Origin of the sequence: Spongiactinospora rosea, from assembly GCF_003315795.1 — a bacterium.
Lineage (GTDB): Bacteria > Actinomycetota > Actinomycetes > Streptosporangiales > Streptosporangiaceae > Spongiactinospora > Spongiactinospora rosea.
The window spans coordinates 1-22,370 of record NZ_QMEY01000012.1 but is presented as its reverse complement, the minus strand read 5'-3'; the positions used below and the strand labels follow the sequence as shown (position 1 = coordinate 22,370).

At 69.6% G+C, this 22,370-nt stretch carries 16 protein-coding genes; 4 read left to right on the top strand and 12 right to left on the bottom strand.

The window, feature by feature from the left end; translation table 11 throughout:
• Nucleotides 1–6 precede the first annotated feature (6 nt).
• The 4 genes from DP939_RS25080 to fxlM all read right to left on the bottom strand — a co-directional run bounded on the left by DP939_RS25080 (nucleotide 7) and on the right by fxlM (nucleotide 5,934).
• Entirely contained in the window at nucleotides 7–1,254 is a 1,248-nt protein-coding gene (locus DP939_RS25080) for a lanthionine synthetase C family protein (RefSeq protein WP_113983231.1), read from the bottom strand.
• On the bottom strand, nucleotides 1,251–4,250 hold the full coding sequence (locus tag DP939_RS25075) for a lantibiotic dehydratase (RefSeq protein ID WP_199565402.1): 3,000 nt from the start codon (nucleotides 4,248–4,250) through the stop codon (nucleotides 1,251–1,253). The genes DP939_RS25080 and DP939_RS25075 overlap by 4 nt, the downstream gene beginning before the upstream one ends.
• Nucleotides 4,251–4,435: 185 nt before the next feature.
• Nucleotides 4,436–4,648 carry an FxLD family lanthipeptide gene (locus DP939_RS25070; RefSeq protein WP_113983229.1) on the bottom strand — a complete coding sequence of 71 codons (213 nt, stop codon included), beginning with the start codon at nucleotides 4,646–4,648 and terminating at the stop codon, nucleotides 4,436–4,438.
• 32 nt (nucleotides 4,649–4,680) lie between these two features.
• Entirely contained in the window at nucleotides 4,681–5,934 is a 1,254-nt protein-coding gene (gene fxlM, locus DP939_RS25065) for a methyltransferase, FxLD system (RefSeq protein ID WP_113983228.1), read from the bottom strand.
• Between the two features lie 166 nt (nucleotides 5,935–6,100).
• Here fxlM and DP939_RS25060 point away from each other — a divergent pair, with 166 nt between their 5' ends.
• Complete coding sequence (locus DP939_RS25060; RefSeq protein WP_113983227.1) at nucleotides 6,101–7,609, top strand: helix-turn-helix domain-containing protein; 1,509 nt, start codon at nucleotides 6,101–6,103, stop codon at nucleotides 7,607–7,609.
• Nucleotides 7,610–7,810: 201 nt separating this feature from the next.
• Here the strand turns inward: DP939_RS25060 and DP939_RS25055 are convergent, their stop codons facing one another.
• Entirely contained in the window at nucleotides 7,811–8,218 is a 408-nt protein-coding gene (locus tag DP939_RS25055) for a DUF6461 domain-containing protein (RefSeq protein WP_113983226.1), read from the bottom strand.
• Between the two features lie 436 nt (nucleotides 8,219–8,654).
• Here DP939_RS25055 and DP939_RS25050 point away from each other — a divergent pair, with 436 nt between their 5' ends.
• Complete coding sequence (locus DP939_RS25050) at nucleotides 8,655–9,155, top strand: hypothetical protein (protein ID WP_113983225.1); 501 nt, start codon at nucleotides 8,655–8,657, stop codon at nucleotides 9,153–9,155.
• A 277-nt stretch (nucleotides 9,156–9,432) separates the two neighbouring features.
• On the opposite strand, the gene DP939_RS25045 is transcribed toward DP939_RS25050, so the two are convergent.
• Complete coding sequence (locus DP939_RS25045) at nucleotides 9,433–9,618, bottom strand: helix-turn-helix domain-containing protein (RefSeq protein ID WP_199565401.1); 186 nt, start codon at nucleotides 9,616–9,618, stop codon at nucleotides 9,433–9,435.
• Nucleotides 9,619–10,197: 579 nt separating this feature from the next.
• On the opposite strand from DP939_RS25045, the gene DP939_RS25040 reads away from it, so the two are divergent.
• The gene (locus tag DP939_RS25040; protein ID WP_199565400.1) at nucleotides 10,198–10,686 is read left to right on the top strand and encodes a zinc-binding dehydrogenase; all 489 of its coding nucleotides are present in this window, start codon (nucleotides 10,198–10,200) and stop codon (nucleotides 10,684–10,686) included.
• A gap of 192 nt (nucleotides 10,687–10,878) precedes the next feature.
• Here the strand turns inward: DP939_RS25040 and DP939_RS25035 are convergent, their stop codons facing one another.
• The 6 genes from DP939_RS25035 to DP939_RS25010 all read right to left on the bottom strand — a co-directional run bounded on the left by DP939_RS25035 (nucleotide 10,879) and on the right by DP939_RS25010 (nucleotide 20,598).
• A complete protein-coding gene (locus DP939_RS25035; protein ID WP_113983223.1) occupies nucleotides 10,879–11,244 on the bottom strand; it encodes a hypothetical protein in 366 nt (121 codons plus the stop codon).
• Between the two features lie 179 nt (nucleotides 11,245–11,423).
• The gene (locus DP939_RS25030) at nucleotides 11,424–12,107 is read right to left on the bottom strand and encodes a polymorphic toxin-type HINT domain-containing protein (protein WP_199565399.1); all 684 of its coding nucleotides are present in this window, start codon (nucleotides 12,105–12,107) and stop codon (nucleotides 11,424–11,426) included.
• Nucleotides 12,104–14,362: an RHS repeat domain-containing protein gene (locus DP939_RS25025; RefSeq protein WP_113983222.1), complete on the bottom strand. Its 2,259-nt coding sequence runs from the start codon at nucleotides 14,360–14,362 to the stop codon at nucleotides 12,104–12,106. Before DP939_RS25025 ends, DP939_RS25030 begins: the two co-directional genes overlap by 4 nt.
• Nucleotides 14,320–19,215, bottom strand: coding sequence for a toxin TcdB middle/N-terminal domain-containing protein (locus DP939_RS25020; RefSeq protein ID WP_113983221.1), 4,896 nt, complete (start codon nucleotides 19,213–19,215; stop codon nucleotides 14,320–14,322). The genes DP939_RS25025 and DP939_RS25020 overlap by 43 nt, the downstream gene beginning before the upstream one ends.
• Nucleotides 19,212–20,048, bottom strand: coding sequence for a SpvB/TcaC N-terminal domain-containing protein (locus tag DP939_RS25015; RefSeq protein ID WP_158578683.1), 837 nt, complete (start codon nucleotides 20,046–20,048; stop codon nucleotides 19,212–19,214). Before DP939_RS25015 ends, DP939_RS25020 begins: the two co-directional genes overlap by 4 nt.
• Before the next feature lies 1 nt (nucleotide 20,049).
• Nucleotides 20,050–20,598, bottom strand: a complete 549-nt coding sequence (locus tag DP939_RS25010; protein ID WP_147268121.1) for a hypothetical protein — start codon at nucleotides 20,596–20,598, stop codon at nucleotides 20,050–20,052.
• Nucleotides 20,599–21,806: 1,208 nt separating this feature from the next.
• Here DP939_RS25010 and DP939_RS25005 point away from each other — a divergent pair.
• Nucleotides 21,807–22,370, top strand: a 564-nt coding sequence (locus tag DP939_RS25005) for a TerC family protein (protein WP_450097544.1), incomplete at its 3' end; no start/stop codon positions are given.

Below are 22,370 nucleotides of genomic sequence, written 5' to 3'. Positions count from 1 at the left end.
TTCGGTTCAGGCGAGCGCGAGGACGCTGTCCCAGCGGGAAGCGGGGGCCGCGCCGGTGCCGATGGTGTGCAAGGCGAGCGCGGCCCCGGCGGCGCCGTCGAGGAGCTCGAAGTCGTCTGCTGGCCGTGCCAGGTCTTCGGCGAGGGCGTCGGCCAGCGATCCCAGTTCGCTCGCGATGTGCGGGGTGCGCGCGTCGGCGGCCATCCGCCAGGCGGATTGCAGCAGGCCCGCCTTGCCGTGGCACAGTCCGATCCCGTCCAGCAGTTCGACCTGGGCGGGATCGCGCAGCACGGCCAGCATCGCCTCTTCGGCGGCCTGCACGCGGCCGGCATCGCCGAGGGCCAGGCCGGCGAGTTGCTGGGCGCGTGCGGTTCCCGCGATGCCGTAACACCATGAGGGCCGGGGCCGACGGTGGGGGGCGATCGCCTCGGCGCGGGCCTGAGCGGCGCAGATGAGGCCCGGCCACCAGGTGCCGCTCTGGCCGGGCTGGCGCCAGCGGTCGATCCAGGCGCAGATACGTCCGGCGGCCTCGTCGGCGCCGGGAACATGGACGCCGCGCCGGATCGCCAGGCAGAGCACGGCCAAGGCGGAGCCGATGCCGTGCGATAGGCCGAGGTTGCCATGCCCTTGCGGGTAGGCGTCCGGGTCGGGTTCGCCGGTCGGTGCCAGGCCGGTCCACCACGGAGGGAACACATCGCCTCCCTTCAGTGGGGTGGTGAGCCGCACCAGGTAGCTCAGCGTGGCGGTGGTGAGGGGATGGCCCGGGTGGAAGGCCAGGTGATAGGCGCTCAAGCCGGCCAGCCCGCGGATCAGGTCGAACTCCTTGAGCGCGGGCCGCTCGCCGCGGTCGATGCGGGCGTGCGCGGCTCGCAGGCGCGTGGTGGTGATGGCGCAGGTGGCGGCGTGCAGGCGGGCGCGTGCCTCCCGGTAGTGCCGTTCGCCGCTGCAGGCGGCGTGAACGGCGAACGCCAGGCAGGGGGCGCCGTAGAACAGGCCGGCGTTGCCGGCCGTGCTCAGCGGCGCTTGGACAGCGGCGGTCAGCCACGCGTGGGCGGTCCGGTCCTCGCCGTGGCCGCTGCGGGCCCGTTCGATGTGCAGCAGGGCGATGCCTGCGGCGCCGCCCGCCAGTGACTGTGGCCAGGGGCGGCCGCCGCGGTGCGCGGCGGCCGCGCGGTGTGGGTCGGCCAGCGTCGCGGCGATCCGGCCGACCACGGTCACAGCCGCGGCCGCGGCACCGGTTCGCGGGGCGATCATGGGCTTCTCCTCGGTGTTCTGGCCGCGATCCAGCGCACGGCGGTGGCCCGCGCCAGGTGCAGGCAGGCCCGCTCGCCGGCCGGGGAGGTGCCGGCCATCCGCACGTGGTTCAGATGCAGCAGGTCGGGCAGCAGATCCGGGGCGCTGACCTCGGCATGCCGCAGGGCACGGCGGTAGGCGGCCGCGGCGGTTCGCCGCTGTTGCCAGCCGGTGAGAACGGGATGCCAGCCGGGATCGGCGGCCAGGTCGTGGCGGTGGTCCGGATCGGCCAGCGCCAGGGCCTGGTCGTACAGGGCGCGGTCGGGGGCGTGGGAATCGGGCCGGGTGTGGTCGATGAGCCAGCGCATCGCCTCGGCGGTGTCGCCGATCAGGGCGATGGCCAGGTCGAGGAGGCCTGCGGCGGTCAGGGCACGCGCATCAGGCCGTTTTGGTGCCGTGGTGCAGGCCGCCAGCTGGGCGAGCACGGCGGCGGAGTCCGCGGCGAAGTAGGCCTCGGCTGCCTCCATCGCGGCCACGCCGCCGAACCGGGCGGTTTCGGGGTAGTAGGTGTCCCATTGCAGCCGGCCGAGCAGTCCGCGACGGCGTAGCTGATCGGACCAGGTGGTGATGGCATGGCTGGCGGCGGCCAGGGCGTGCGGTGGCACGGTCATGCGGATGCGTAGGTGAGCGTCGGGGTCGTGGTAGCGCAGGAACCACCACGCGAGCGGGCCGGTGCTGGGGTGCAGCCGTTGGGTCAGGTGAGGCAGGTGCCGCAGCAGGATCGCGGTCTGCCGGTCGGGATGCCCGTACAGCTTCAGGTACAGGTGCCCGCCCTGCCCGGGCAGGTGCCCGTGGCTGCGGCCGTCGATGTCGCGGGTGCGGCCGGGCGGGCTGGTCGGCTCAGCGGTCGATTTCAGCGGCAGCACCAGTTCGTGGGCGTGGCCGGCGATCCATCCGGCGGCATCCGGCGCGGGCGCGGGTACCAGCGCGGCAGGGTCGCAGGTGCGCAGGTGGGCGCGCAGCAGCGCCCGGTGGGAGGGCTCGCCGAGGTCGAGGATGATGCGGCGGTCGCCTTGGCCGAGGTAGACGCGTGTGGGCATGCCGGTCTTGGCCCGCCAGGCGGCCAGGGCGTTGTCCCAGTCCGGCCACAACGCGTGCGGGCCGGGCAGGTCGGCGGCGGTCAGGTGCCAGCGCGCCGGGCAGATGATCGTGCGGCCGTGGCGCAGCGCGGGCAGGAACGGCAGCGCGGCGGCCGGTCCCCAGTCGAAGCCGGTGCATGGGGTGGCGAGCGCGGCCGGTGCCTCCATGAGGAAGCGCACCAGCGGGTGGAGGCCGGCCGGGTTGACGGCGTTGAGGACCAGCGGTTCCACCACGCGGCCCAGCGTGCGGGACAGGAGGTACAGGCGGTGCTTGTCAGCGGTGATGGCCAGGTCGGCCACGGTGAGCATCTGGTCGCCGCCGTGGTGTTCCCCGATCGGCAGGAGATGCCGACACGCCTGCGGGGCGCAGGCGACGTCGCCGCTGCTGGTGTGCAGCGGCGACGCGGAGATCTGAACCGTCAGGGCGTCGCGGGTCACCGTCGGCGCGTCCGCGCACAGCCTCGCCGCCTGCCGCAGGTCCTCGCCCTCCAGCAGCCGCAGGAAGCGGCCGATCGTCGTCGCGGCGTGGCGGGAGACGGCCAGGACCGTCAGCGTGTAGTCGCCAGCGGCGACCACTTGGGCGCTGGGGGCGTCCAGGCGGATGGTCAAGGCGGTGCTCGGCTGGTAGGGCGCATGAGGCCCGGTGGTGGACAGGCGGTCGATGAGTTCATCGTCCAAGGCGATCTCGTGGCGGCCGTCCAGCACGGCCCGCTGCGCCAGGGCGAGCAGGGCGATGTCGCGGTCGGTCGGCGCGGCTCGCCGGGGGGCGGGCGCGCCGAGGTATCCGGCCGGGTAGCCGAGACCGACGTCGGCGTCGACGGCGTCGTGGACGCCGACCAGTGCGTGCGGACCGTAGCGTTCCAGGAAACGCTCGTGCCAGTCGATCCAGCCGCTGCTGAGGGCGGAGCGGCCGGCCAGGCGAACGAGCACGCCCGCGGCGGCGGCTGCTTCCCGCGCCACGGCCGCGGGCAGGGCCACATCGGCGTCCAGGCGGGTGTCGAGGGCGAGCGGCGGGGTGCCCGGGTAGAGGGCGCGCATCGGGGTGGCCGCTGGTGTCATCGCCTGCTGCAGGCCGGCCGGGTGCGCCGCCGGCAGCGGATCGCAGAGCCGGTCGGCGACCTCACGCAGCCGGTTGATCGTTGCGGCGGCTTCGCGCACGGTGCCGGCGTTGACGGCGTCCAACTCGGCCAGGACATGGCCGAGGGGGTCGGTCGCCGTCGAGGGCGGGCGCAGGCTCGTGAGCAGGATCCGCTCGCCTACCAGGCGGGCCAGCAGCGTGTCGATGACGGAACCGGCCGCGGTGGGGAAGCGGGCGGCGAGCCGGTCGAGCAGATGCGCGGCCGGGACGGGACGGCGGGCCAGGTGCAGCACCGCCCGCACCGGGTCGGTGGCGCGCACGCTGAGGTGGGCGGGTGCGCCGTCCGGATCGCTGTGGGAGCGGTGCTCCAGCACGATCTGGCCATCGCGCTCGAACAACAGGTCGGCTGCCACCACAGGCAGGCGCCGCAGCAGGGCCGGGGTGCCTTCCAACTGATCGATGACGGCCGACAGCCAGGCGGTGCGCACGCGCGGCACCACCTGGTGGGCTGCACCGATCCGTGCGCATGGCCCACGCGCCGGAGTGATCCGCGCCGGGGCGATACCGGCGAACAGGCCGAACGGGGTCGCCCGGGTCTGAGCACGCAGCAGGTAGCGCAGGGTCGACAGCATCACCCGGCGCGCGTCGGCGTCACTGAGCGGGCGGCCCTCCAGCATGACGCCGATCCGCTGCGCCAGATGAGGACTGGCCTGCTGAAGTGCGGCGGCGAACGCGGGGATGCGCCAGATGCGGCCCAGCCAGCCGGCCCAGGAGGCCTGATCGGCTGATGGGCCGGTCACATCCGGCCATGGGGGGAGTGAGCGGTAGGGTGGCCATGTCGCCGCGCGGAGCAGTACGGCTTGGGCATGTTCGTACATCGCCGTCCTGAACGAGGGGCCTCCCCGGCGAGTCGAAGACCGGCCGAGGAGGAGGCGTTTTCAGGGATCGGGCGCCCACTCCTGACGCGGACGCAGGGGGTGCCCGCTTACGGGCAGGTGCTGGAGCAGGCGCTCTGGCAGGTCTTGCCGCAGCCGTCGTCGGTCATCCGGATCAGCCGGTCGGCCTGCGGGCCGGACTCGACGAACGTGATGTCCAGTTCGAAGTCCGGCTCGAGGCCCGGCCCGGCGTCCGGCTCGACCTCCGATCCGGGCCCGGGGGCAGGAGATGCGGGAGGTGTTTCGGCCAGTCGGATGGACATATCGCCTCCTTATGGTGGGTTGTGCGATGCGATCAGGCGGAGATACCCCCTGGGGGGTGGGGGTTCTCGGGCCAGGCCACGACGACGCTTCCATGCCGCTTGCGCACGACCCCGCCGGGGTTCGCCTCCTGCGGAATGGGCGTCTGTGCGGGCAGGTAGCGGATGCGGGCGGCGCCGCGGCGGCGGAAACGACCCGCCCAGCGGCACAGCAGGTCCCCATACCGTGCCGCGACGTCCGCAGCGCTGGGGCCGTGCGCGATGACACCGCACTCGAAGGCGTCACCGCCCTGTCGGGCGGCGCGTTTGATGCGATAGGCGAAGCTGCCGTCCCCGGCGATCAGGGCGGGCACGCCAAGACCTGCCGAGGCGTTCAGCAGCCCCTCCTTGATGCGGGTCTGGCTCGCGTGCAGCAGCGCCATCCGGGGCGAGCCGGTCAGCAGGAACAATTCCAGCTCATCGGGCAGATCGAAGGCGGCGCCAGGCCAGCTCCGCGTGGCGGGCCGGCGCAAGGCCCGCTGCAGCGCGGCCACCTCGAAACCGGCCTCCTCGCCGTCCTCAACGCTCAGATAGACCTCCGTATCCAGCGTGAGACGCCGTGGGGCGTGGGCCCCGTCGCCCTGCGCGGGAACGAAGCGGCACAGACGGTAGTCGCGGCTGATCAGGCCGTCGCCGTCACGGTCGAAGGCGATGGATCGGGTGACGCCTTTCATCCGCAAGGGGACCACGATACGGCCGTCACCGGCGAGCTGCTCCAGCCACGCGGGCGGAATGTCCGGGCTGTCGAAGGTGACGATGATCCGGTCGTAGGGGGCTGCGGCGGGCACGCCGTACTCGGCGTCGGCGAGCACCACCTCGACGCGGTCATAACCGGCTCGCGCGAGGCCGGCGCGTGCCCGCTCAACGATGTCGGGATCGATGTCCACGGAGGTGACGTGCCCGGCCGGGCCGACAAGCTCGGCCAGGAGGGCGGCGTTGTACCCCATGGAGCCGATCTCCAGCACCGACATGCCGGGCCCGATGGCGGCCTGCTCCAGCATGGTGGCCTGAAGGTGCGCGGCTGACAACGAGCTGAGCGTCAGGCCGTCGCGGTCGCGTTTGACCGGCACCGCGGTGTTGGACTCGTACACCTCCTTCAGGGAGGTCTGCGGCGCGAACAGGTGCCGGGGCACCACGCCCATGGCATCGGCCACGGCGGTCGAGGTGATGGGGTCGCCACGAAGCTCATCCACCATCGCGGCGCGAAGCCGGGCGGCGTCATCACCATCATCATGTCGAACGGTAGCCATGTGATCACCGTATTGGGTTGCCGGGCAGATCATTACCACGCGGATTCACGGGCACGTCGCGCGCGTTCGCCCCTGCACCGCCCACCGACGCCGACGCAGGCGGCACACGCCGCGGCGAACCTAAGTGAGCAGTGCTCTGGGCAGAGCAGGACCGTGTGGCCACGGGGTGACGGTACTGGACGACCATGCTGCGTTCCCGCCCTTCCAGGGCTACGCTCCGATGTACCTCCTGCAACGCATCGTCATGCACTTCGGAACGGTCGCCAAGAGAATCCCTGGGGCATGCCCCAAGACTCGACGGCAAAGGGAGCAGATCGCCGTGTCTGAACAGGTGGATGAGCGGCGCGCCTGCACGGCGCACCTGATGGGGCTGGTGCTGCGGCAGCTACGGACCAATGCGCACCTGACGCAGCGCCAGGCCGCAGAACTCGCCCGCTACGACCGGGGCTGGCTCGGCCGGGCCGAACGCGGCCAATATCTCCTTCCTGAGCATCAGGCCGCGGCCCTGGACGAGGCGTTCGACGCCAGGGGGCTGCTGGTGGAGTTACGGCGGACGGCCGATCGGGCGCATTCATCGCATTTGTCGGCGAGGCTGGCTGGCGCAGGCGAGGGCGGTCAGGTGATGCTGGTGTTCCAGGCGCAGGGAAGGAGTGTGCAGGTGACTCTTTCGCGACGGGATCTTGCCCGCATGCTCGCCGCCGGCGTGCTCTCCTCGGCGATGCCAGGGCTGGACAACGCCGATCAGGCACAACGGGTGGCCGAAGCGATCGACACCCCGGCACGCGTCGACACCGAAGTGATCGGCTACTTCCGGCGCGTCCTGACCGAGCACTACTCGGCCGACAAGATGCTCGGCCCGCGCAGCCTGCTCAAGCCCGTTCTCGCGCAGATCGGTGTGCTGGAGGATCTGCGCCGCGGTGCCGCACCCGCCCACGTAGAGCCGCTGCTGCAGGTACTGAGCCACTACGCCGAGATGGCCGGATGGCTACATCAAGACCTGGGGCGGTTGGCAGACGCCGAACGATGGACCCGCCGGGCGGCGGAATGGGCCCGGGTAGCCGGCGATGACAACATGGCGGCTTATGCATTGATTCGCCTGGCCAACATCGCCGCACTGGCCGAGGACCACGCCCGCGTGGTGCAGCTGGCGGCCGCCGCCCGCCGGCATCCGGGGCCCTTGGAGCCGAAGCTGGCGGCGCTGGCCGCCCAGCAGCAGGCGCGCGGCCTGGTGATGCTCGGCGAGGCCGACGAATGCTTCGCACTACTGGACGGCGCCGCGGAAACGTTGACCGGCCACCCACGAGTGAGTCGGCCGGACGTGCCCGTGTATCTGCATCGCTACGACTTCGCCGCGTTTCGGGAGCAGTCCGCGGCCTGCTACCGGGCCGTCGGCCAGATCGACGCGGCGGCCACGATCTTACAGGAGCAGATCGTCGCGACTCCGGGCAACCTCATGCGTGATCGGGGGCACCTCACGGCAAAGCTGGCCGTGGTCATCGCCGGTGCCGACCCGACGCGGGCGGCCAGCCTCGGGATGAAGACGATCACGATCGCCCGGCAGACCGGCTCGGCGCGGATCGAACGGGAACTACGCATCCTGGACAGCGAACTCGGCCGCCGGTGGCCGGGACACACCGGCGCTGCGACGTTCCATGATGCTCTTCTCGCCGTGTGAGGCTGCCCGCCGCCGTGGACCAGGTACTCGACACCCCAGTCGCGACCGGCCCGCTCCGGCAGTGGAGGCCGGGGCATCTACGAGCCCGGAATCGGCCGAGTGGGGGCGTTCACGAGTGTGGTTGAGCAGCGACGATGACGCCCTGACAAAGATCGCTTCCCAAGGTGCCTGAGATCGTTTCCCAGCCGAGCGCTCAGGAGTTCAGTGTGCCGCGTCGGGCATGCGGACCGTGATGTACGGGTGTGGTCGCTTCAGCCACTCGCCGGTCAGTCTTGCCCCTGTGGTCTGGTCGATGACCGCGAGCATGGCCGCCTGCCAGTCGTAGTGCTGGTCGCGTTCCTCGAAGTCGACGAAGAAGTCCGTCATCGCCTGCAGTTCAGGCCATTGGTCGATGCCGGCATGATCTTCCGGGCGGCCGGGGCCGAAGGCGTCGATCGTCAGGATGAGCTCGTTTCCGGCTGCGAAGCTCAGTCGGTTGTGGGCGTTGACGTTCCACCAGGCGCTGTATGCCCGGGCTCCCTGACTGAGTCGCTGCAGTACGGCGGGGGTTGATCCGAGGTAGTCCTGCTCCAGGAGCATGGTGGCGGGATCGCACCAATCGACGAGCACGGATAGCCGGTGTCGTAGGGGAGCATGACGGCACGGGGTAGTGCCGGCTCGTGGAGCTGGTGTGGCGTGTCCCCGCCGAGCCGGGCGGCGATCTGGTCCAGGCTGAATGCTCGTCCGCTGTCCGGGACCACTACCGTCCAGCACATGGCCACGTCCAGCCATAAGTGGCTGGAGTGGAGTCGCCGGTAGTGCTCATGCAGTTCGGGCATGGGCGGCTGTCCGATTCTCACGCATCGCTCCTTCGCATTGACGGGAACAGATTTTCGAGATTCTCGCAGAGCTGGCGTGGGGGCTGGTCAGCTGTCGGCGCCGCTGCTCAGGCCCGGAAGGGATCTTGCGGTATTCGGGGTCAGCGATGCCATCGCCGCCTACAGTGTGGAGTTGCAGCTATGCATTGGGTGATGGCAGTGGTCGGGGGACGGCCGCGAGGGGGGCGATGGTGACGTCGCTGCTGGCGAAACTGGGGCGGGCCGAGGAGTCCGCGCGGCAGGAATGCGCTGAGCTGGCCAGGCAAATGGAGCAGTTGCAGGAGCGGATGGCCGCGGCACGGCGTCGCCTGGAACGACTGTCCATCGCACGTGAGGAGCTGACCGCGCTGGAGGCGGACGGCGAGCCGGTCGGCCCGGAGGCCGGCAAGCCCGCCGGCAGCGGCTCGGAGACCGCCGGGCAGGCGGAGGTTCATCAGGAGCGTCCGGTCCTGCGGGGGTTGCGCAAGGACGCGGTGGTCTTGCTGGCCAGTTCCGAGGAGCCGTTGCGGGCGCGGGACGTGGTGCGGGCGCTGGGGCAGCGGGACGCCCGCGGTCAGGTGGAGGGGATGCGTGCGCGGCTCAAGAGGCTGGTGGCCGATGGCTGGCTCATCGAGCGGGAGCAGGGCTTGTTCGCGGTCGCGTCCGGGGTGAACGGGTTCGCCGGCGAAGGGGGCGCCGCTACGAGTTGAGCAGTGCTGCCGGTCCACTGACCGGACGAAGAGTGGTGCCGCCGAGTTCACAGCCCGACGGCACCAGATTGCGTGAGCACCCCACAGGACTAACTGTTTGAAGGCTCGCGCTTTCCGAGCGTAACGCGATAGGCGGCCGCTTGGAGGGCATCGAGCCAAATGACGGCTGCTTCCTGCCCGGATGTCCGGGTTTCGGGGCGGCGGAAAGAAGGGCTCGGCCATGCCGTCGATGTCATCACGGCGTTCGTTTCGGGGTTCGGCACGAGGCTCGGTGTCGTCATCGGGGGGCCGGGGTGCCCTCCGGCCACAGCCGGACCGCGAGCGCGGCCTCCAAGAGCACGATGGTGGCCACGTCCGGCCAGGACCTTCCGGCCAGCAGGTCGGCGATGGACTGACGGTTGACGCCGGAGGTGGCGGCCAGGCCGCGCAGGCTCAGGCGGCGTTCGGCCAGGATGCCGGCCAAAGTGGCGGCGATCTTCTGGACGACGGCGGCGGCGGGATGACCGGTCAGTTCCGCGTGGGGCCAGGCCTGCGGGTCTTCGGCCAGGTCCCGGGGGGCGGCCGATCGCGCGCGTTCCCCGCTGGGTGATCATCTGCCAGGCGGTGTAGAGGACCTGCGTCCACTTCTGGGTGGTGTCGCCGTGTGGCTTGGCGGGCAGGGGAGCGCCGAACGCCAGGATCGTCTCGTTGTCCCACAGCAGCGGCCCGCCGGGAACCTGCGGGTGCAGTTGGGCGAGCATCCCGGTGGTGATGACGCGGCCGGTGGCGGTATCTCGGGCGGCGGGGGTGGCGGGCGCGAAGGCGGCCCAGCGATTTTCGGCGGGCGTGTAGAACGTCAATGCCACGCCGTGGAAATCGTCGGCGATCTGCGTGAGCCGTCCCCGGTCGACTTGCGCCAGCCAGCGCACCGCGCGGTCCTCGTCGATGGTGATGCTGCCCGCCCGCACCCTGGCCGCGGCACCGCTCAACGCGAGCCTGATCGAGGCGGCCACCCTGCCACTGCCCGGGCCTCACCGCCGGCCAGACCCTCGGCTGGCTCGGCGTGTCCGGCGAGCAGCGGCTGCTTGTCACCGGGGCCGTGGGCGCGGTCGGCGGGCTGGCCGTGCAACTGGCGCGGGCGCGGGGTGTCGCCGTTGATGCCCTGGTGTCCCGCCCGGCCCAGGTGGAGGCGGCCCGCGAACTGGGCGCGGGGAAGGTCGTCGCGGATGCGGCGCTACTCGAACCGCGGCACTACGACGCGGTGTTCGACACGTGCGGCGCCCCGGTCGGCGACTACGTCGCCGACGGCGGTCGCTATGCCACGATCGCCAGCGAGCACGGTGATCCCCCCGACCTCGGCCACCGTGGTGTCACGACGACACTGCACCAGGTCAAGGAGGACGGTGTGGGCCTGGCCGAGCTGGTCAAGCGGGTCGAGGCCGGCGAGCTGCGGCTGCGTGTCGATTCGAGTTTCCCGATCGCCGAGATTCGCCAGGCGTACGAACGCCTCGCGGCACGTGGGCTGACCGGCAAGGTCGCCTTGGCGTTCTGATGCCACCCGCACCATGGTGCTTCTTCGGTATGTCTCCGACGCCACGCTACGGGAGAACATCACCCGGGCCACCAACATGGTCGAGCATGCCTTCTCGCCTGGCTGTAACCCCTTTCGGCGGAGAGGTGAGGCGGATGGAATCGGCCCGTTGGCCTGTGGCGTCCGGTCAGTGGCGGTCGCTGCGGCCGGCGGTCACCATTGACGCCATCTATCGGTGATCGCGTACCGGCGCATGCCGTGGCGGGCGGCGACCTCGCCGACATCGACGCCGCTCCTGGTCAGCACCTCGTCGATGTAAAGGCAGAGCTGCTCTCGTTCGTCGGTGTCGATGGTGCCACCCTCCGAGTCCTCCATCGCTTCGTTGAGAGCCAGTACGACCCGCTCGATCACGGCGAAGACCTGCTCATCCGACGGTGCCACGAGTGCCTGTGCTTCGGCTTCGAAGCCCGCCAGGGCGGCATCGACCGTCCTCAGAAAGCCTGCTGAATACGCGCCCGGGAGGGGCGCGCATTCGGGACTCGTCGTGCCGTCGGCGACCGCACGGGCCGCGCGTTCCATCTGATCTCGCCAGTATCGAGATGGCCTGACGTACACAGGGAGAAGCCTACGGCCTCCACCCCGCCGATGAGCCGTTGTCGAAGTTCAAGCTCCTGCTCAGCGACGGTGAACGAGGTGCCATACCCGGCCGGGGCCGATGGAGGCCCTCCGGCCGGGTATGGGCGTCCGGCTGGAAAGGGTCAATCCTCGGCGACCGCGTTCATCCGGTTGAGCAGCTTCCCCCCTCCGACGCCTCCGTAATAGTCGATCATCATTTGCTCGTACTTCTTGATTTCGTCCTTGGCTTCGCCGGGCATTTCGAACCAGTCGAGCTGCTGGACGTCCTTGGCCTTGTATCCGGAGTTCCCCACTGCGTGGTCCTTCGCGGTGAAAGCCGCATGGATCCTCGCGTGGATGGTGTTCCCCTTCGTCGCCGAGCCCACGTAAATCTTCCCGTCGTTCAGCATGATGATGTAGACGCCTTGGGTTTCCGGGATGTCGATGCCGAACGTCCGGCAGCCGGCATTGTGGGTGAGGACCGGAACGTCGCCGGAGACCACGTAGTAGGTATGAACGTCTCCGATGGTCAGGTTGTGGACCCGCTGCTGCGCGGTCCACTTGCTGATCTTTTCGACCTGGACGTGCGTACCGGCGGATGTGCGGAGCAACATGCCGGATTCGAGGTCTTCGGCGTTGACCCAGCGGTCCGCGCCTTCGACCCAGAAAGGATGCTCGTCGGTCGCGGTGATGGGGGCGGTCTTGTCGCCCTGGTCGCCGTCGATATCGACGGAGATCTTGACGAGGTCCTTCTCGCCTTCGCCGACGATGAGGGCGGTGACGGGCTTGGACTCGGTGCGGTCGGTTTCCGGGTCGGTGGCGGTCACCGAGCTCGACCTCGTCGATCGGTTTGGTGGTGCCGTCGGCCATCAGAACTTCGGTGCCGGGAATGAAGCTGTTGTCGCAGCGGATCCCGCGCATCCGCTGCGCGAGATCGTCTCCGAACTTCTGCGTCAGCGCGTTCACCTTGTCGCTCGCCCAGCCGGTGACGCGCTTGCCGACTTGGGTGCCGACGGCCCAGCCGGCGGTGCGTTCGACGTATTTCAGCCGGCCGAGGGCCGCTTCGCCCAGGGCCCAGCCGGCTTCTGTGGCGCCCTCCTGCAAGGTCTTGCGGCCCTCGGCGACGTCGGTGACCGTGTTGACCACCGTTCTGGCGCCCTGGTAGGCGCTGTAGGCGGTCATGCCCCACATGACGCCCTTGCCGACCAGGATGGCGGCGGGGATGAGGAAGACGAGGTTGCCGTCGGGGTCGGTGTTCTGGACGGGGTTGTTGTAGCCGTAAACCGTAGAGATTGAGGTTGCCGGGGTTGTAGACGCCGTCGTTGCCCTCGCAGTTGAGATAGTCGTCGATGACGGGGTCGGCGGACTTCCACAGGCCCATGCGCGGGTCGTAGTAGCGGGCTCCGTGGTAGTAGTAGCCGGTCTCCTGATCGAGTTCTTTACCGGTGAACTGGTACGGGCCGGTGTTGCCAGGGCCTTCCGCGACCCAGGTCTCACCGCTGGGGAAGTAGTTGAGGTGTTCGGCGAGCCGGCCGTTGCCGTCGGTGCCGAAGCTGGTGGAACCGATCTGGTCGCCGTGGTAGAAGATCTGGTCCTTCTCGAAGACGGGGGTCGGCCTGGAGGTCTTCGATGCGATACGGGTGGTGCCGACGAAGACATGTTTGTACTCGGCCTGGCTACGGGACGTGTAATTCTGGTTCGGGTACAGGGTGGTCTGGTAGCCGTCCTTGACGACCCGCTGGCCCTGGTCGTCGTAGGTGAAGCGGACCGTCGGCGGCGTGAGGAAGTCATCGCAGGCGGAGGGGTGCTGCGGCTGGGTGACGAACTTGGCGGTGTCGTGCACGCAGGCCAGGCGGTTGTCCTCATCCCAGATCAACTGCCGGCGGGGGCTGCCCGGCAGGGTGAGGTCCTGGTCGATGAGGTTGCCGTTGTCGTCGTACCGCATGTCGTGCGGGCCGGCCGCGGCGGGCGCGTGCGGGCGGGAGCCGAAGCGGTAGACGTGGGTGTAGGTGGTGTCCTGCTGCACGTGCTCGCCGCCGTTGGCGGCGACGATGGCATGGCGCTGGTGCTTGCCGACGATGTTGTGGATGGTGTCGTAGGTGGTGCGGAACGCGTAGGTGTCGGTCTTGTGGACGTCCGGCGTGTACTGGCCACTGGCCTGGGTCAGCCGGTACAGGTTGTCGTGGATGAAGGTCTGTGCGGAGGGCCCGCCGAGCTTGGGCGTCGTGGACGCGTCCGGAATGTTCGTGTCGTTCTGGACTCGGGTGATGTTCCCGACGTCGTCGTAGCCATAGCGGAGGTGCTGAAACTCATACCCGGTGGGCAGCGTCGATCTGAGCAGCGCGAGGCTGCGGTCGGCAGCGTCGTAGCTGAACGTGGTGGTGGTGCCGTTGCCCAGCGATACGCGGGTCCGCTGCTCGAACTTGTCGTACTGCATGTCGCGCAGATACGGGTAGGTATGGCCGCCCTTGACGCCGATGGCCGAGATCACTTGCCCGCCGGAGTCGTAGCCGTAGCTCAGCACCTCTCCGTCGGGATAGACGAGTTGGAGGACCCGGCCGAAGTTGTCGTAGCGGTAGTCCGTGGTGAAGGTCTTGGTGTAGGGACCGAACCACGGCAACGTCTTGGTCTCCGAGACGATCTCACCGAGCGGCCCGTACTGCCGGGTGGTCACGCCTCCGGCGTCCTTGATCTTGGCCGGCCGGCCCGCGGCGTTGTGCTGCGCGCCGGGCTCACCGTAGGTGTAGCGGACATCGTTGTTCTTGAAGGTCGGATGGTCGATCGAGACCAGCCGGTTGAAGTCGTAGCCGTAACCGATCTTCTGGTTGCGGCTCGCCAGGTTGGCGGTGGCCTTGCTGATCATGTTGCCGGCGAGGTCATAGCCGGTGGTGGTTCGGCCGGAGTCGGGGCTGGTCACCGTCGTGCGGCGGCCGAAGTCGTCGTACGCGCTGGTGGTGTGGTTGTTCTTGTCATCGGTGACCCTGATGAGCTGGCCGAGCGGGTCGTAGGTGTGGCTCGTCCAGATCGGCGGGCCGCCGTTCACCGCGCTCGGCTCGCGTACGGATGTGATCTGCTCTCGCACGTCGGTGTAGGTGGTCTTGGTGTTGCCCTCCGCGTGAGCGCGGCCGAGAACTGTCGCGTGCCGGAACGGCCGGCGCCGAAGCCGTAGGCCATCGTGCTGCCCGTGCCATCCGGCAGGATGGTCTGTACCTGCCTGTCCAGTACGTCGTGGTCGTGCACGGCTGGGCGCACCCTGTCGAAGGCGGGGTTGAACGCGATGTTGCCCGCGCCCTTCGGCTCGCTGACCGGGTAGTACCGCTCGGCCGTGCGGCCGAACTCGTCGAAGACCATCCGGCCGGAGACCGTCATCGCGTCGGCCCCGCCGATCCTGGCGTCCTTCTTGGTCTGCACGATCCGGGCCAGGCCATCGGTGAAGGTGACGGTGTCGATGGTGTCCGCTTTGACCGATCCGTCGGCGACCCGGTCCAGATGGCGGGTGGTGGCGTAAGGAACCGCCGCTTCGGGGTGGTACTCGAAGGCGATGGTCGGCCTGCCGGCCCCATGATCATGCGGGCCGGTCACGGTGGCGATCCGGCCGGCGTCGTCGTATGTGTAGATCAGTCGCTGGTCGTTGATGTCGGCGGAGACCTCGGTCTCGCCGAACTTGAGGTCGTAGGTGGCCGAGGACTCATAGCCGTGGCTGTCCCGGGTTGAGGTGACGTATGTGCCGGTCACCTCGTCATAGCCGTAGGTCAGCGTGTAGCGCTGTCCTCGGTGGTTGGCCGGACCGGTCAGCGTCGCCAGGGTGCCACCGGGGTTGTAGGTCGCGTCGGTCACCGCGACCGGCCCGTTGTCGTCCAGCTTGGCCCGATGCCGGGTCAGATTACCGGTGGCGCAGTCGATGTCGGCCTCGCTGCGCCGCATCACCGTGCCACCGCCGCGTACTTCGGACTTGTTGGCGACGCCGACGATGTAGGTGTCGGCGCAGCGGGAGTAGCCGGTGGTGGTGACCCGGTCGTCGGTGGTGCCGCTCTCACCGTGGTCGGTGGTCTTGACGAGGTTGCCGAGGTCGTCGTAGACCATCTCGGTGCGGGCCTGTTTGCCGGGCTCGCCCTGACCCTCGTACCAGCGCTGATCCGTGCGGACGAGCATGGGGAAGATCGCCGCGGTGGTGCTGTCGCCGTCGCCGGTTCCACCGGTGGCCACATCACGTAGCTCGTATGTGTGCAGCGTCTCGGTGAACGGCCTGCCCTGGCCGTCGGCGGTGAGCGTACGGGTGAGCAGACCGCGCATGTAGTGGCCGCCGGTGCCGTACTCGGAGGTGGTGGTCCGGTAGACGCCGCCGTTCCGGTCGTGAGTCTGCGCCGTCACCGTGCCGTACCCGAGGAACTCGCGCTCCAGCCGGTCGTACACGCCGCCCGCGTAGCCGAAGGTGGTGTGCTGGACATCGGGCCCGTCCCCGGCCAGGCCGTCGTGGGTCTTGACCGAGCTGAGCACGAACCGCGAGCCCGGCTGGTCATAGGTGTTGCCGTCGCGGGTGTAGTCCAGTTCGACGGTCGAGCCCAGCGGCCGCTTGACCGATTTGAGCAGGTTGGTCCTGCCGGTCTGGTTGGCCGCCACCGTGAGCCGGTCATCCGCGCCGGAGGCCAGATGGTCGGCGAATCCGTCGCCGTTGATGTCGCGGATCATCTGCGCGGCGCGGGAGGCCCCGGTAGAGGTGTCGGCACCGGGGTTGATGATGATGAACCCGCCGACCCCGAACGCGATCGGGATCGAGATGGTGAAGTAGGCCCCGGCGCCCAGCCTGGCGTTGACATCGCCGTTCAGCCCGGACAGGCTGCCGGCGAACTCGACGGGCGCGGCGAACCCGCCGCCGATGTTGATCGCCACCCTGATCGGCGAGCCCGCGAAGACCCGGTCGGCCAGGCCGTCGCCGTTGACGTCGGCGAGGGCGGCCGAGCTGGAGCTGTCGCCCTGGTTGAGCGACGCGCCGCCGGCGAAGCCGTAGAAGTCGGTGTTGAAGCCGATGTTCACCCCGGCGTTGTCGCTGCCGCCGTCGTTCAGCGGCCCGCCCGGCCAGGGCTCCGGCGCGGCGAACCGGTAACCAAGGTTCAGTGCCGCGCGCCCGTCCTCATGCACCCGGTCGGGCAGTCCGTCACCGTTGATGTCCAGCAGGTCGGTCTCGGCGTCCGAGGTCGCCGAGCCCAGGTTCCCGCCGATGCCCAGCGGAGGCATGTCGTTGCCGGTGGAGGAGGTGTTGGCGGAGTTCGTCCCGCCGGGCGCCGCGTCCCCCCGCCCCGTGGTGATCGTCCGGGCCGCGCTGCCCGCGCCGGCGTTGCCCGACACGTTCCTTGACGATCGCACGGCCTTGCCCGGCGTTTCGCCGCGCGTCTGGCCGAGCACTCCGGTCGGGTCGGTGTACTGGATGCCGCCCGCGCCCACCACATCGGGGAACTGGTCGGCGTTCATGTCGAGGTAGTCCAGCTCCCCGCGGGATCTGCCGGTGGCGATGCTGCCACCGGCGGTGCCCACTCCTCCGCCGACGCCGCCGGTCACCGAGATCTGCTGCGAGCGGGACATCCTCGGTACGGACCGCGGTCCGGAGACGTTCGAGGCGGTGGGCAGCCCGATCACCTGCCCGCCCAGTCGCGAACTGGCCACCGTGTCGCCCGAGACCCACAGGTCCTCACCCGAAGCCCAGCGATTGCGGTCCGGCCGCGGTACGAAGAGGATCGCCTTCGGTGGGGACACCCGCGGGTCCTTCTCGAACTTCTCCCGGTCCCGCTCCGGGTCGACGCTCTCGGGCAGTTGCGTCTGGACGTCCTCCACCTTCGCCAGGTCGCCCTGCCGGATCGGCTGCGTGGCACGGTCGCCGTTGCCGTTGTAACCGGCGTACGCCCAGCCGCGGTAGGGCCGCCCGTACACGCCCTCGGCGACCGGGCTGTGCACCGTCGCCGCCGCCTCGACGCCGTCGACCAGCACCGACGCCGCGGTGAGCACCTCCGGCGCCGTCGTGGTGAAGTCGAAGAACAACTGATCGCCGGCGACGGCCTGGACCTGGAGGGGGATCGGCTCGGCGCCCAGGGTGACGGCCTGCTTGGCCAGCAGCGCGCCCCGCTTCTTGACCGTGAAGATCACCTGGCCGGTGGCGCCGTCCGCTGCGGCCGGCCGCGGCGTGACGGTGAGGGGCCCATCGGCGGCTACGGCATGCGGCCGCGCCGGCGCGGACCCGCCGGCGACCGCGTAGGTGGAGATGTCGTACGGCGCGCTGAACTCCTGGGCGAACTCGTCCGGTACCGGTGAGGCCTCCGCGTAGGCGGCCGTGGGCGTCCATGACAGGGCGGTCACGTCGATCGGCGAGTCCGTCGTGACCCGCCATGCCAGCGCCTGGCCCTTGGTGACCGGTACCGTCGCGGCCACCGGCACCTGGCCGGTGAACGCGGCCTCCACCCGCTTCTCGAACACGGTCTCACCCGCCCGGGTGATGCGGATGGTGAGGTCATCGGTGGTGACCGCGGTCTTGGCGAGCGCGCCGCCCAAGGTCAAAGTGCCGTCCCTCGGCACCGTCACCGTGGCGGCCCGCCCGGCCTGCGTGAAGTCCTCCGACGCGGTGTACGTGGTCAGCGACAGGCCGTTCGCGTCGGTCGTCTCCGGCAGGTCGGTGTAGCTGATCTTCGGGTTCCATGTCACCCGGTCGGCGCTGCCGTCCATGACCGAGCCGACCCGGAAGTACAGGTGCTCGCCCTTCTTCACCTTGATGGCGTCCACCCCTTGCGGGGCGTGCTCGCCGTTGCCGGTGATCCGGGCGGACCACAGCTCGGAGTCCTCGTGCTGGACGGCCACCCGCACTCCGTCGAGCGCGGCGAACGCCGGCGTTCGGCCCTCGGTTGTGGCCTGCTCGGTTGTGGCCTGCTCGACCTCGCCGGTGACCTGGACCGTGCCGTCGTACGGCGCGGTCCACCGGCGCAAGGTGTCCACCAGCGGGAAGGACTCTTTGCGTCGTTCGATGTCGGCGGAGTAGTCCGGCAGCAAACCCTCGGCCTCGACCTTGCTGGACCCGATCGGCACCGGCGTCTCCGACACCGCCCCGAACACCGGCACGCCGTCCGCGCCGACCCGCCCGAACAGCACGTCCTGGCCGTTGACCAGGTCCACGATGCCGTCGGCGTTGACGTCGCTGAAGTACCGGTCCGTCGTGCTGATCGTGTCGACGTGGTCGAGTTGCACCGCGCCGGTGCCCGGGTACGCCTCCGTGCCGACCGTACGCGAGCTGGAGCTCTGCCCGAAGATCCCCGGCAGGTTCCGCAGCGGCGTGGTCTGCGCGGCGAAGCGGGGTTCGCCGCCCGGGCGCGACAGATTCTTGCGGAAGACGTACCCGCCGCCGCCCTTGAAGACCTTGTCCGGCAGGGCGTCGCCGTCCACGTCCGCCAGCGCCAGCAGCCCCTCGTCCGACCCGCGGCTGAAGCCGGTCTTCACACCGATCGAATTCGCCTTGCCGCGCGACACCCCCCAGCCGACGTACAAGTGGCCGCCCGCGCTGGTGGAGGTGTTGCCGTTGAGCGCGCCCGCCTCGCCCGCGCCGGGCCGCACCCTGTTGACCGCTCCGTTGGCCAGGCCGTCGTCCGGCGAGGTCCAGTCCACCCGCCGGAAGGCCGTGTACTTACCCGCGGCGTCGCGGATGTCGTCGAAGTAGCCCAGCTCATGGGTGTTGAACAGCTTCCCTGCGGCGTCGTACTGCTGGATCGTCTTCAGCAGCGTCTTGTGGAACGCCCCCTGGGTGTAGCCGAAGTCGTACCGGCGGATCGGCTCATCGCCCAGCCGTACCTCGATCCGGCGCAGCAGATCGGCCACCACGTGCTTGAAACCGCCCAGCCCGTCGATCGACACATCCGATCGGCGCGCCTCGGCCAGCTCGCGGTCCCGCACGAACGTCACCGAATACGGACCGTCGGTGTCCCGCGCCCGGTGTAGGTGATCTTCTTCGGGTAGAGCGCGCGGCCGGCCACCGATCCGTTGGCCACCCCGGTGTCCTCGACGGCCGCATGCTGGTAGCGAATCGTGTTGCCGTTGGGGTCGCGCACCTCGCGTAGCGCCCATGAGAAGACGTTGCCGGCGTCATCGGCGAGCACGGCCCCCTCGCCGCCGTACAGCCATCGTGTACCGGACTTCTCGGTCACTTCCCAGGTGTAGGTCTTCGGAGAATCCCCCTTGCGCACGAAACGCGCGAACCGGCCCTCAACCCGCTGGTGGAACACCTTGTCGGCCGTGCGGGGCCGCGCCGCTTCCCGGTGCGCCACCGGGGTCAACTGCTCCCCGCCGAGCCTGTAGGTCTCGGTCTCGTTCTTGGCGTCATAACGCGGCACACCCCACCGCGTGTCGATCGAAATCGACGGCACCGACAGGTTCCAGCCCACACCCATCCAGCCGTTGGCGGCCCCCGACGAGTAGTCCACGGTCAGCGGCGGCTCCATGCCCGCCCGGCCCGCGGGCAGTTCGATCGGGTACGACAGCCGGGCCTCGCCGTGATCGCCGGCCGTCGGCGCAGCGATCTGGTTCACCTTCGCCGAGGGATCGGCGGCCTGGATACCGGTGATCTGCGTCGGGTCGAAAGACGCCTGGTCCGGTCCTTCCGGAGCGTTCACCGTGGCGTTCACCATGTCGGTGAAGTGATCGGTCTTGGAGACGATGAGCCGGCGCTCGATGTCGACCTTGACCCGTACCAGCGCCCGCCAGCAGCCGCCTTGCTCGTCGAAGAAGAAGGTCCGCACGTCATGCGTGCGGGGTCTGCCCGGCCGCCTCCAGCTTCGTCGCGTCATACGGCAGGCTGATCGTGATGTCCCGCTCGAACTCGAACGGCGTTGGCGTGAACCGGTACCCCGCCCGCGGCCCCTCGGTCACGTTCTCCATGCCGGCGCCCAGCACCGGCAACTGCCTCTCGGTCAGAGGGATGATCTCGATCTCGGTCCGCTCGCCCAGTGCTTCGGCACCGATGTCCAGCCGGACATCGTCGTACGTGATCGTCTTAGCCGTCTCGCCGTCGGCGGTGGCCCGGAAAGCCGGCCGGACGGCCTCGCGTCCGGTATTCGGCAGGGGCGCCGGGACCTGACTCGGCAGGGCCTGACTCGACGGGGCCTGACTCGACGGGGCCTGACTCGACGGGCTTGGCGGGCTTGGCGCCGCCGGGGGCGCGCCGGGGATGCAGTCGGACGAGGCGGACCGAGCCGAGGCGCTTTCCGTCGCCGGCGCGAGCCCGGCAGCCAGCACTGCCAGACATGTGACCACGCATAAAGCGCGTGAATGCATGCTGATCACGTTCACCACTCCAAGCTGGGGACAGTGCGCTGAGGGGGGTGCGGTGCAGGAGTCGGCATTGGCACGGCATAAAGGTGATCAGAGCCGCGCCCATCGATAACACCGAGGATTACCGGGAGTCCAGTGACGTGATTGCTCGCACCTCGACACTCAGTGCGACGACGACTCACCGGACCAGCCACATCACTGGAGACGCTCAGTCACACGCGTTGCACAAGTGTCCGTAAATTGCCACGCCCCAGAGCCCGGCAGGCCGAACTTCGCGGCCAATACGCCGGCGCAGCAGGCAGAACGATCTCTGCCCGCGTGCGATCATCGCCCAAGGCATCGGCGGTGAGGGCGCCAGAACGCGTTCCGTGCCCGGCCGAGCGAATCGGTGTCGTCGCGAGCCTGGCAGGGGCCGACTTAGGCCGTCGCATCGATCGGACTCGTGCCGTTCGATGCCTCTCTATAACACGGGGGGAATTTCCAGCCGATTTGCTTGACCTGCCGGCCGCACGGGAGCAGGCGGCCGATACGGCGCTCCCTCAATCCTCTTTCCAGCCCGTGACGTCAGAGCGGGAGGTCTCGCGCTGCCAGTGCGGGTGATTCACCGTCGCGCTCATGTGGAAAATGTCCTGCGACGCGCACAACGGCGTGGGCATGAGCGACGCCCACCGGCCGCTTTCGCGGCGATATCGACCACTGGAGTTGGCCACGCAGAACCGGCCGTGGGCCGGTCGAGGTGCGGCTCAGCGCCGGGTGTGGGAGCCCGGCGGGCCGGGCCACAAGACGGCCATCGCCACGATGGCGGACAGCACCAGCAGTACGTCGAAGAGCCAATCCAGGAGGAACAACGTGACCATCCCTTCGTCTCATCAAGGCATGCGCCCATGTGGACGAAGGTCTTCCCGCACCCTCCCGTCGCGGGCGGGAGGGCCACCCCGCCGGGTCCGCCTGCGGTGCGGGCCGTGATGACGATCAGGGTGTCGGGCGGCGGGTACTCCCCTCCGCTTTCTCCCACTATCGGTGTGCAGATGGCTCAGGTCAATGGAACCACGTCGTTGCCATGAGGAGATGGAGTGATGTCCGGGATTGTTCTACTCTGGCCTGGCGAGGGGAGTACTTCCCAAGCGCCGATCCGGTCAGTACGGGCGTGCCGCACGCCCCCGGACGGCCGCCCGCACCCCGGGTGAAGGAGACCTCGAACGGCCCAGCGCGTTCGAGGAGGTCTCATGTCCCCGGGGACGATTTCGGCTGCGTCCGGACAGGCCGGTATCGCGTCGATGGCGTTGTGGTCGATCACCGTGGCCGCCCTGGTCCTGTTGCTGGCCATCGACATCGTGCTCACCCGGCGCCCGCACGAGGTGGGCATGCGCGAGGCGGTGGGGTGGTCGGTGTTCTACCTGGCGTTGCCGGTCGCCTTCGGCGTCTACCTCTGGGCCGTCTTCGGCAGTACGACGGCGGTGGAGTTCTTCACCGGGTACGTGGTGGAGAAGTCGCTGTCGGTGGACAACCTGTTCGTGTTCATGCTGCTGCTGGCGGCCTTTGCGGTGCCGTCGGAGCTGGTCCAGCGGGTGCTGCTGTACGGGATCGTCGGGGCGCTGGTGCTGCGGGCGGTCTTCATCGCGCTGGGGGCGGCCGCGCTGCAGAGCGGGACGTGGGCGTTCCTGCTGTTCGGGGCGATCCTCATCGTGACCGCCGGCAAGGTCTTGGCCGAGGCGCGCAAGGGGAAAGGGCCCACGGTCGACATCGACGCCATGCGCAGTGTCCGGCTGCTGCGCCGTTTCGTCCCGGTG

Coding starts and splice junctions, on each gene's coding strand:
- DP939_RS25050 (WP_113983225.1), top strand. CDS start 8,655: ATGGTGACGTCGCTGCTGGCGAAACTGGGGCGGGCCGAGGAGTCCGCG.
- DP939_RS25035 (WP_113983223.1), bottom strand. CDS start 11,244: ATGGAACGCGCGGCCCGTGCGGTCGCCGACGGCACGACGAGTCCCGAA.
- DP939_RS25070 (WP_113983229.1), bottom strand. CDS start 4,648: ATGTCCATCCGACTGGCCGAAACACCTCCCGCATCTCCTGCCCCCGGG.
- fxlM (WP_113983228.1), bottom strand. CDS start 5,934: ATGGCTACCGTTCGACATGATGATGGTGATGACGCCGCCCGGCTTCGC.
- DP939_RS25080 (WP_113983231.1), bottom strand. CDS start 1,254: ATGATCGCCCCGCGAACCGGTGCCGCGGCCGCGGCTGTGACCGTGGTC.